Consider the following 10,592-nt stretch of genomic DNA (forward strand, 5'->3'; position numbering starts at 1 on the left):
TGGCGCTACTCGGCGTCGTCGTTGACGACCTCGACGTGCACGCCCTCGGCCTTGGACTCGCCAGCCGGCGAGACGACCTTGTCCGTGGCGGAGTTCACGACGTCCTGCACCTGCGCGGACGTGGTGGTCACAGCGTCGGACAGGGAGTCGCGAAGCTGGTCCATGCGCTCGCGGGCCAGGTCGACCTTCGCGCGGAGCTCGTCCGCCGTCACGTCCATGCCGGGATGGACGTTGCCGATCTTCTCGCTCACGACGCGGGAACCGCGCTCGTAGGAGTCGACCGCGGTGTCCCAGGCGTCGTTCATGGCGTCGGCCGCCATGGCCCTGCTCTCCGCACCGGAACGCGGCGCCAGCAGAACGCCCGCCACGGCGCCAATTGCCGCGCCAACGATGCCACCTGCGATGAATCCAAATGCGCCCTTTGCGCTCATGTCGTCCTCCTTAGTAACCTGGCACGCGCCAGTCGTACTTGCCAGCCTCTTGCGTTTGCCTTCCGCACACGTGGTGACCACTGGACGCCGCCTGCGCAGGTTTACTCTATCGTACCCTTTGCGGTTCTGGAATATGCCCGTCGCTCTGCGAGGAGCCGTCGCCGTCGGTCTGCGGTGCCTCCGGCTCTCCGTCGGCCTCGCTCGCTTCCTTCTCCTGGGCGAGAGGAGCGTCGGCCTCGCTTGGCTCGTCCTCCCAGGGCGCCACGTACTCCGGCTGGGCCGGCGGCGCGGGCTGGGCCTCTGCCTGGGGCTCCTGCTCGGCCGCGGGTGCCGGCTCGGCCACGGTGTCGGCCTCCGCCGCAGGCTCCTGCGGCGCGGGCTCGGCCTCGCCCGCGGCCTCTGCCACGGACGCGTCCTTCTCGCCCTGCTCGGGCTTAGCCGGTGCGGCAACGTCCTCCGCCGCGGGCTCCTGCGACGCAGTAGGCTCGGGTGCTGGCGCCGCCTTTGGCGCAGGCGCCGCCTTGGGTTCCGGCTCCTCCGGACGCCACTCGCTCACAGCGGCGTCGGGCAGGTCGCGCGAGGCCTGGACGGCCTCCGGGGACTCCTTGCCCTCGTCCGGCATCATGACCGTGGTGCGGCGCTCGGCTTCGCGGGCGACCTCCTCGAACAAGCGGTCCTCCTCGGCCTTGCGCTTGGCTGCCTCCTTGGCAAGGCGCTCCGCCTCGATGCGGGCGGTCTCCTCCTTGGCGCGGGCCTCGGCCTCGGCACGCTGGCGCTCTTCCTCTTCGCGGCGGCGCTGCTCCTCCTGGCGCTGGCGCTCGAGCTCCTCCGCGCGGGCGCGGGCGGTCTCCTCGGCCTTCCTGCGCGCCTGGTCAATCTCCTCCTCGCGCTCCGCGATCTCGCGCTCGCGGGCCTCCAGGGCCTCCTGGTACTCGCGCTTCACGTCCTCCTGCAGCTCGCCGCGGACCTTCTGCACGTAGTCCGTCGCGGGCTCGTCGCCCAGCGAGGCGACCAGGTTCTTGAGGCCGGACACGATGGCGTCCACGTCGGGCACGGGGTCGCCGCCACCGCTGTAGGCCCAGTCCAGGATCCACGCGGCGCTCGAGAGCGCGGCCACGGTCAGCACGTCGTCCTTGCAGGATATCTCCACGTCAAAGGCCCGGTCGTCACCCACGATGGGGTACGTGCGACCGGAGGTGATGTCGCCGGCCATGTCGGTCTGCGCCAGCAGCTCCACGGTCACGTGCTCGAGCAGGTGCGCGAGCTCCGTGTTGCCCATGCACGCCTTGAACGTGTCACCGGCGTCGCCCAGGCAGGTGTGCTCGATGATATGCGGCATCAGCCGGTAGACGCGCGTCGTGCCCTGCAGGTCCTCGCTCGTCATGAGCGGGGCGTCGTCTGCCACGCGCACGCGTGCGGTCAGGTTCTGCGTCCCGATCTCTACGCGCTGGATGTCTATCAGCTGTGCCATGGGAAAGGCCCCTCCACGTCAGTCACTCGTGTGCGCCTCCATTGTAGCGATACCGATGGAGGCACCTTGCCTAGGACTCGTCCTCGTCCACGGAGTCCCTGTCCTTCTCCTTGGACTTTGCGTCGCCCTTGTCCTTGGGCTTGTCCTTGGGACGGACCCTGTCCTTGATGCGGTCCATCGGCTTGTCGCCGGGCTTGTCCTTCTCGTCCTGCGCGTCCTCGTCCTCCGCGGGCTCCTCGGGCGCGGGCGGCTCGGGCGCCGTCACGCGCAGCATGGACAGCCTGCGGCCGCGCATGGACTGCACGCGGAAGGTGTAGCCGTCCTTCTGGAACACGTCGCCGGGGCGCGGCAGCTTGTCCGCCAGCTCCAGCACGAAGCCGGCGATCGTCTCGTACTCGTCGCTGTCCTCGATGGGCCAGCCCAGTTCGATGGCGTCGTCGATCGAGAACCTGCCGTCCACGAGCCACTCCCTGTCGGAAAGCTGCGTCAGGTACTTGTTGTCCGGGTCGAACTCGTCCTCGATCTCGCCCACGACCTCCTCCACGATGTCCTCGATCGTGATGATGCCGGCCGTGCCGCCGTACTCGTCCACCACGATGACCATCTGGTCGTGCGAGCTCTGCATCTCGGAGAGGAGCGGGATGATGTCCTTGGTGTCCGGCACGTAGTCCGCCTCGCGCATGTGCCGCGACACGGGATCGTCCTTCTTGCCATTGAGGATCGGGCCGATGATGTCCTTGATGTGCGCGATGCCCACCACGCGGTCCACGGAGCGGTGGTAGATGGGCAGGCGCGAGTAGCCGGTGCGGCGCATGACCTCGAGCGTGTCGCCCAGGGTCGCCGTGTCCGGCATGACCGTCATGTCCACGCGCGGCACCATGACCTCGCGGGCGATGGCGTCGCCCAGGTCGATCACGTCGTGGATCATGGACTTCTCCTGGTCGGACAGCTCGTCGGAGTCCGTGACCATGTAGCGGATCTCGTCCTCGGACACGTCCTGGCGGTCGTCAGGGCTCTTCACGTGCAGCAGGTGCGCGAGGCCGTTCGCGCTGACGCTCGTGAGCCACACCAGCGGCTTCGTCACCGTCGCGAAGCCGTGGATGGGCCCGGCCACGCTCTTGGAGACCTTCTCGGCGTCCGCCATCGCGATCCGCTTGGGCACGAGCTCGCCCACCACGATGGAGAAGTACGAGACGATCAGGGTGATGAGCACGGTCGCCAGCGCGTGGGCGCTGCCCTCGTGCATGCCAAAGCCCTCGAGCCACGAGGCGAACGGTCCGGACAGGCTGGTCGCGGCGAACGCGGACGAGAAGAACCCGACGAGCGTGATCGCCACCTGGATGGCCGCGAGGAAGCCCGTTGGGTCGTCGATGACCTTGGCGGCCTTGGCCGCGCGCGCGTCACCATCCTCGGCCTCGTGGTCGAGCAGCACCTTCTTCGCGGTGGAGAGGGCCATCTCGGACATGGAGAAGTATCCGTTGACCAACGTGAGCAATACGGTGACGGTAATCGATAGTGCTATGTCCATGCGCGTTAGCGCAACCTCCTAGCCAGACGCCTTGCGCCGACCATGCGAGCCGGCACACCGCGGACGACGTGTCGCGTATGCACAATTCTACCCGAGCGGGGCACGACCATGCGACATCGCGACGGCACAAGCCTCCATATTGGTCGGCATTTGCGGCGAAAGCCCACAACGGGGCGTACCCACGGGTCACCACTCCCGGGCGTCTCGTGCATTCCTGGGCAAGAAGCACGCCGCCGTACGGGCGAGCCCCCACGCGCTCGTGGCACGCGGGGGCTCGCGGGACGCTCGTTCTTCTCGCCCTTTGCATCCCCGCCCACTTGGGGCGGGGTCGTGCATGCGACCTACTTCACGAGGTCGATCACCTGCTGGCGCACGCCGTCCAGGTAGGCGTCGTCGGGCAGCCAGTTGCGGGCGATGGTGCCCAGCGGCAGGTCGAAGCCCACGCCCTCGAGCTCGGCCGCGATGTTCTTGGGGCCAAGGGGCGCCCAGCCGTAGCTGCCGAAGGGGATGCCCACGCGGCCCTCGTTCTTGGGCGAGAGGCCCTTCATGTACGTGACGAACTCCGCCACGGTCGGCAGCATCTGGCTGTTGAGCGTGGGCGAGCCAACGGCCACGTACTTGCAGTCCAGGAACACCGTCATGGCGTCGGACACGTGGTTGTCCTTGAGGTCCATCAGCGTCACGGGCACGCCGGCGCTCAGGAAGCCGTCCGTGATGGCGTGGGCCATCTTGTCCGTGGAGCCCCACATGGAGTCGTACACCACGAGCGCCTTGTCCTCCAGCTTGCCGGAGGTGAAGACGTTCTCGTACGCGTCCAGGATGTCAGCCACGTGGCTTCGCCAGCACACGCCGTGGGCAGGCGCGATGATGTCGATCGCGTCCGGGCCGAGCTTGCGGACGGCCTTCACGGCGTTGGCGGCCTGCATGCGGTACGGCTGCACGATGTTGGCGTAGTACTTGCGCGCCTGGCGCATGACCTCGTTCAGGTCCACCTCGTCGTCAAAGCGCTTGGAGCTCGCGTAGTGCTGGCCAAAGGCGTCGTTGGAGAACAGGATCTTGTCGTACGCGTCGTACGTGACCATGTTGTCCGGCCAGTGCACCATGGGCGTCTGCACAAACGTGAGCGTGCGCTTGCCGATGTTGAGCGTGTCGCCGGTCTTGACGCCCTTGTAGCCAAGGTCGTGGTAGTGGGCCGTCAGCCCCTTGACGCCCTGCGGCGCGGAGGCATAGATCTCCACGTTGGGCGCCAGGCCCTTGATCGTGGGGACGTTGCCGGAGTGGTCCATCTCCACGTGGTTGCACACCAGGACGTCGATCTTGGACGGGTCGATCACGCTCGCGATGCGCCCCAGGAGCTCGTCCTTGAACGTGATCTTTGCCGTGTCGATGAGCGTGACCTTCTCGTCCAAGATCAGGTACGCGTTGTACGTGATGCCGTCCTCGGTCCTGTAGCCGTGGAAGCTGCGCGCGTTCCAATCCAGCGCACCGACCCAATAGACGTCGGGCTTGATCTGTACTGCCGTGAGCATGTCTGCCCCTCTCGTCTGACGCATCGCGGGACCGCACCAAGGGCTGCCCGTCGCGACGCAATTGCCTTCGTGCTTTCCCCCAAGATGATACGTCAGGCAAGGACGGGCGAGAAGAACTAGAGCAGCTGGATGCCGGCCCCCTCGCAGGCGGAGCGCGTCTGCTCGTCCCAGATCGAGGCCTGGACCTCGCCCACGTGCGCCTTTGCGAGCAGCAGCATGCAGAGGCGGCTCTGCCCGATGCCGCCGCCGATGGTGTACGGCAGCTCGCCGTTGAGCAGCATCCTGTGGAACGGCAGGTCGCGGCGGTCGTCGCAGCCGGCGAGCCTCAGCTGGCGGTCGAGCGACTCCGGGCTCACGCGGATGCCCATGGAGCTCGCCTCCAGGGCGCAGCCCAGCGTCTCGTCCCAGAAGAGCAGGTCGCCGTTGAGCTCCCAGTCGTCGTAGTCGGGCGCGCGGCCGTCGTGCGGCTTGCCGCTGCGCAGCCTGCCGCCGATGCCGCGGATGAACGTGGTGTGGTGGTCGCGCACGAAGCGCTGCTCGCGCTCCTTGGGCGCAAGGTCCGGGTACAGGTCCTCCAGCTCCTGCGCGCCCACGAAGGTCACGTCGCGCTCCAGCTCCACGTCGAGCTGCGGGTAGGCCCACTTGAGCTCGTCCAGCGTGCCGCAGATGGCCGTCACGATGCGGCGCACCACGGACTCCAGGTACTCGGGTGTGCGGTCCTCCAGGCGGATGATCTTCTCCCAGTCCCACTGGTCCACGTAGATGGAGTGCAGGTTGTCCAGCTCCTCGTCGCGGCGGATGGCGTTCATGTCGCACACGATGCCCTTGCCCACCTTGAAGTCGTAGCGCTTGAGCGCCAGGCGCTTCCACTTGGCCAGGGACTGGACCACCTCCGCGTCCTTCCCGATGGCGGGCACGTCAAAGCCCACGGGGCGCTCCACGCCGTTGAGGTTGTCGTTTATGCCCGTGGACGGGTCCACCACGAGCGGCGCCGTCACGCGCACCAGGTGCAGCGCCGCGCAGAGCTTTGCCAAAAACGTGTGCTTTATGGCCTCGATCGCGCGCTGCGTGTCATAGGTGTCGAGCTGCGACTGGTAGCCATCGGGAACAACGGTCATGCAATCCTCCTCCATAAGGTATGGAAGCGAATCTTACTCCCGCGCGGCGGCGCGGCGGCGCTCGGTGCGCGGGCGTTAAGCCACTCGCAACCTTTGGCCCAAAAAGGCCCCGCGGGCGAGAGGAACGCGTCCTTCTCGCCCGCGGGGTTAGCGGGGGGTGCGCCCGGCCCGTCGTTGGGGCACGGCCGGGCCCTGTCGCAACGCTACTTCTGGCCGGAGGCGCGGCGCTCCTGGTACTCCTCGGCCAGCTTCTGCTGCACGTCGTGCGGGACCTGCTCGTAGCCCTTGACCTCGAGCTCGAACTCGCCCGTGCCGCGGCTCAGGCTGCGCAGGCGCGTGGCGTAGTCCGTCACCTCGGCGTACGGCACCGTCGCGTCGATCGTGGTGAAGCCGCTCTCGGCGGCGTCGGACGCGGCCTCCATGCCCTCCACGCGGCCGCGCGAGGCGGAGACGTCGCCCATGACGGAGCCGGCGTAGCTGTCGGGCACCGTGACCTTGAGGTGCGCCATGGGCTCGAGCAGCACGGGCTCGGCCTGCGCCACGGCCTTCTGGAAGCCGATGCGCGCCGCGGTCTTGAAGGCCATCTCGTTGGAGTCAACGGGGTGGTACGAGCCGTCGTACACGGCGACCTTCACGTCGATCATGGGGTAGCCGGCAAGCACGCCCTCGCGCATGGTCTCCTGCACGCCCTTGTCAATCGCGGGGATGAAGTTCTTGGGAACGTGGCCACCCACGACCTCGTCCACAAACTCGTAGCCCTTGCCGGGGTTGGGCTCGACGCGCAGCCAGCAGTCGCCGTACTGTCCGGCGCCGCCGGTCTGCTTCTTGTGGCGACCCTGCGCGCTCGCGACGCGGCGGATGGTCTCGCGGTACGGGATGGCCAGCTTGACGGTGTGGGCGCTGACTCCCGCGCGCGCCTCGAGGCGGTCCAGAAGGACGGACACCTGCGCCTCTCCGATGGCCGAGATGACGGTCTGCCCCGTGTCCTCGTCGCGGCTCACGCTGATGGTCGGGTCGGCGTCCGCGGCCTTCTCCAGGAACGCGTAGACCTTGCCCTCGCTCCCGCGCTTGTCCGGCTCGATGGCGGCGCGGTAGAGCGAGTTGGGGAAGCGGAACTCCGCGGCCTCGACCTTGCCAGTGACGGAGAGCGTGTCGCCGGTCATGGCGTCGAGCTTGGGCACCACGCACAGGTCGCCGGAGGCGACGGACTTGACGTCCTCCATGTCGTGGCCGCACATGCGGTACAGGTGGCCCAGGCGCTCGGCCTTGCGCGTGCGCGCGTTTATGAGCTCCGTGCCCGGCGTGACCGTGCCGGCCAGCACCTTGACGAAGGAGAGCTTGCCGTTCTGCGGGTCCTGCAGCGTCTTGAAGACGAAGGCGACGGGCCTGTCGTCGTCGGGCGAGATGTCGAGCTCCTCGCCGTTGACCAGCGGCACGCGGCCGTAGTCGGCCATGGTCGGGAACCACTCGGCCACGTCGCTCATGAGGGAGATGACGCCCTCCTCGCGCACGCACGAGCCCGCGAACACGGGGACGATCACGCGGTTTGCGATGGCCTTGCCAAGCAGCCCCTCGAGCTCCTCCTGCGTGATCTCCTCGCCGTCCAGATACTTCATCATCAGGTCGTCGTCCGCCTCGACGGCGAGCTCGACCAGCTGCGAGCGCGCCTGCGCGGCCGCGTCCGCGAACTCCGCCGGGATGTCCTCGGAGACGGGCTTGCCGTTCTCCAGGTGGCGCGCCTGCATGTGCACGACGTCGATGATGCCGCCAAACGCGTCGCCGGAGCCCATGGGCATCGTGACCGGCACCAGGCGGTTGCCGTAGCGCTCCTGCGCGGTGAGCAGCGCGGTGTCCCAGTCGGCGTCGGACCGGTCAAGACGGTTGATGAAGAGGGCGCGGGCGATGTCCAGGTCCTCCGCCGCGTACCACAGGCGGGTCGTGATGGTCCCGGGGCCCGAGGCGGCGTCGATCACGAAGACGGCCGTCTCGGCCGCGGAGAGGGCGCCGTAGGCGTCGCCGACGAAGTCGGGGTAGCACGGTGCATCGAGGACGTTGATGCGCGTTCCCTCCCACTCAACCGGGGCTATCGTGGTCGAGATCGAAAATCCGCGCTCGCTCTCCTCGTCGTCGTAGTCCAGCGTGGGCTTGGTGCCGGCGTGCCCACCAAGACGGGTCGTCTTGCCCGTCAGGTGCAGCATGGCCTCGGCCAGCATGGTCTTGCCCACGCCGCCTTGGCCCACGAGTGCGAGGTTCTTCACTTTCCCAGTGCTAGTAGCCATGGTTCCTCCTCGAGCCGCATCCTGCGGCGACCCCGCCACACACGCGACGGCAGCCACCGCGCTATGTAGAGCCACGCATAAAAGCGTCGTGGACTCACCATACCCGTACGGGCTCGGTCCATGCGTCATGCATCGGGCAAACGCAGGCGACATACGGTGGGCGTGTGCGCGGGCACGAAACGCCGTCCTTCTCGCCCGGCAATCGCGCACCCTGGGGCATCCCGCGAGCTCGGGACGGATGGGGCTCAGGCCGCGCGCTGCCAGGCGCAGTCGCGGCCGCTACCAGGTGTAGCTACCAGGTGTAGCCGCCGTACGACTCGAACAGCCGCTTGAAGGCCGGGAGCGACGTCTCGATGCACTCGTCGCTCACGCAGTAGCTCAGGCGGAAGTAGCTGCGGCACGCGAAGTCGCGCGAGCCCACCACGTACAGGCGCTGCTCGTTGGCCGCGCGCGCCTGGAAGGCGTCGTCGTCGGGCTCGAGCGCGCGGACCCACAGGTAGAACGCGCCCTCGGGGTGCACCACGTCGTACCCGATGTCCTCCAGGCCGCCCAGCAGCTTCTTGCGCTTGCGGTCGTACTCCTCCACCGGAGCCGGAAGGTCCACGCACTTCTCTATCACGCGGTTGAAGAGGCTGTTCATCACGGTGGCCGTCACGCGCTGCGCGCCCAGGATCGCGTCGTACACGCGCTCGGCGTGACGCACGGTGCCCGGCACCCACACGTAGCCCACGCGCTCGCCCGCGAGCGAAAGCGACTTGGACCAGCTGTAGCACACAATCGTGTTCTCGTAGTACTCCGCGATCCAGGGGTTCACGGCGCCGTCGTACACGATCTCGCGGTACGGCTCGTCAGAAAGCAGGTAGATGGTCTGCCCCAGCTCCTTGCACTTGCGACGCAGCAGCGCGGCCAGCGCGATGATGGAGTCGCGGGTGTACACGGCGCCCGTGGGGTTGTTGGGCGTGTTGATGATGACCATGCGCGTCTTGGGGTTGATGGCCTCCTCGATCGCGTCCAGGTCGAGCTGGAACGTCCCCGGCTCCGTGGGGACCTCCACCACGTTGCAGTGGTACGCCTGCACCCACATGCGGTACTCCGCGTAGTACGGCGTGGGGATGATGACCTCCTCGCCCGCGGTCGTGGTCGCGGCGATGGTCGAGCTGATGGCGCCCGCGCAGCCCGCGGTCATGGCGATCTCGCCGGCACGGGCGTGCGCGTCGAACCTGCGGTTGAGGTTCGCGGCCACGGCCTGGCGCGTGGTCAGGTAGCCGTTGTTGGGTGGGTAGCCGTGCAGGTCGATGGACGCGTAGTCCTCCAACGCCGCGCGGATGGCGTCGTTCACCTCGGGCCTCACGGGCACGTTGGGGTTGCCGATCGAGTAGTCCCAAAAGTCGGTCACGCCCTGCTGCTTGAGCTCCATGGTCTGCTCAAACACCTCGCGAATGGCCGATTTGCCAGCACCAAGATCGTACATGAGGGAATCGACGCCGTCTGCCATGCCTGTTCCTCCGCCCCGTGTCCCATTTCTACAACCATGACTAGCTTCGGGTACGGATGTTTCGCCTTTGATTCAAGCCCCCACGCGCAAGGTTAAATCTGCCCATCGGGATGGTTACCGCCCGGCGCGCGGCAGGGGCCACACGGACGAGAAGGGCCTGGCACCCCAGCTGGGGCACCAGGCCTTGAATGCACGTTCTTCTCGCCCCGAAGGGCCGGCGTCGCTAGTCGACGATCGCCTCGTTCTGGGCGTCCTCCTCGGCGATGATCTTGGCCTTGACCGAGATCTTCTCCTGGGACATGGCGTCCTCGTAGTGCTTGGTGCCGTCGGGGTACATGTTGAGCCACAGCTCCTCGGCCTTGGGCGCCCAGGCCTTGGCGTAGTCCTTCGTGCGCGCGCAGACGTCTGCGGCGGGCTCGGGCTTCACGTACTCGGTGCACTTGGCGTGTGCCTCGTCCACGAACTTCGTGAGCATGCCCGAGTTCTCGAGCATGGGGCAGGGCTCCAGCAGGTTGTTGTTCCAGGGGTAGTACTTGCGGTACGTCTGGAAGATCGGCTGGTGCAGGCAGTCGAGCCAGTTGCCGTTCTCCTTGAAGTTGACGTTGGAGTAGTGGATGAAGACGCACGGCTCGACGTCGCCACGGGCGTTGATGTGGCAGTACACGCGGCCGCCGGCGATGCAGCCGCCCACGAACTCGCCGTCGTTCTGGAAGTCCATGGCCATGATGGGCTTGCCACCCT

At 67.4% G+C, this 10,592-nt stretch carries 7 protein-coding genes and 1 pseudogene; all 8 read right to left on the minus strand.

Annotated features, from left to right (window positions below; genetic code table 11):
• Positions 1-5: 5 nt before the first annotated feature.
• On the minus strand, positions 6-431 hold the full coding sequence (locus tag ACI38Z_RS06660) for a YtxH domain-containing protein (RefSeq protein ID WP_439789410.1): 426 nt from the start codon (positions 429-431) through the stop codon (positions 6-8).
• Positions 432-537: 106 nt separating this feature from the next.
• Complete coding sequence (locus ACI38Z_RS06665; protein WP_439789411.1) at positions 538-1,902, minus strand: cyanophycin synthetase family protein; 1,365 nt, start codon at positions 1,900-1,902, stop codon at positions 538-540.
• A 70-nt stretch (positions 1,903-1,972) separates the two neighbouring features.
• Positions 1,973-3,430: a hemolysin family protein gene (locus tag ACI38Z_RS06670; protein ID WP_439789412.1), complete on the minus strand. Its 1,458-nt coding sequence runs from the start codon at positions 3,428-3,430 to the stop codon at positions 1,973-1,975.
• A 341-nt stretch (positions 3,431-3,771) separates the two neighbouring features.
• Positions 3,772-4,959, minus strand: coding sequence for an FprA family A-type flavoprotein (locus ACI38Z_RS06675; RefSeq protein ID WP_439789413.1), 1,188 nt, complete (start codon positions 4,957-4,959; stop codon positions 3,772-3,774).
• 116 nt (positions 4,960-5,075) lie between these two features.
• Positions 5,076-6,077, minus strand: coding sequence for an aspartate--ammonia ligase (asnA, locus tag ACI38Z_RS06680; protein ID WP_439789414.1), 1,002 nt, complete (start codon positions 6,075-6,077; stop codon positions 5,076-5,078).
• A 203-nt stretch (positions 6,078-6,280) separates the two neighbouring features.
• On the minus strand, positions 6,281-8,356 hold the full coding sequence (locus tag ACI38Z_RS06685; RefSeq protein WP_439789415.1) for an elongation factor G: 2,076 nt from the start codon (positions 8,354-8,356) through the stop codon (positions 6,281-6,283).
• Positions 8,357-8,648: 292 nt separating this feature from the next.
• Positions 8,649-9,851, minus strand: a complete 1,203-nt coding sequence (locus ACI38Z_RS06690; RefSeq protein ID WP_439789416.1) for a pyridoxal phosphate-dependent aminotransferase — start codon at positions 9,849-9,851, stop codon at positions 8,649-8,651.
• 223 nt (positions 9,852-10,074) lie between these two features.
• Positions 10,075-10,592 (minus strand): annotated as a pseudogene (locus ACI38Z_RS06695) (radical SAM protein); the annotation flags it as partial.

The sequence above is a fragment of the Parafannyhessea sp. genome (assembly GCF_051876455.1).
GTDB lineage: Bacteria > Actinomycetota > Coriobacteriia > Coriobacteriales > Atopobiaceae > Parafannyhessea.

Coding starts and splice junctions, on each gene's coding strand:
- ACI38Z_RS06660 (WP_439789410.1), bottom strand. CDS start 431: ATGAGCGCAAAGGGCGCATTTGGATTCATCGCAGGTGGCATCGTTGGC.
- ACI38Z_RS06670 (WP_439789412.1), bottom strand. CDS start 3,430: ATGGACATAGCACTATCGATTACCGTCACCGTATTGCTCACGTTGGTC.
- ACI38Z_RS06685 (WP_439789415.1), bottom strand. CDS start 8,356: ATGGCTACTAGCACTGGGAAAGTGAAGAACCTCGCACTCGTGGGCCAA.
- ACI38Z_RS06690 (WP_439789416.1), bottom strand. CDS start 9,851: ATGGCAGACGGCGTCGATTCCCTCATGTACGATCTTGGTGCTGGCAAA.
- asnA (WP_439789414.1), bottom strand. CDS start 6,077: ATGACCGTTGTTCCCGATGGCTACCAGTCGCAGCTCGACACCTATGAC.
- ACI38Z_RS06665 (WP_439789411.1), bottom strand. CDS start 1,902: ATGGCACAGCTGATAGACATCCAGCGCGTAGAGATCGGGACGCAGAAC.
- ACI38Z_RS06675 (WP_439789413.1), bottom strand. CDS start 4,959: ATGCTCACGGCAGTACAGATCAAGCCCGACGTCTATTGGGTCGGTGCG.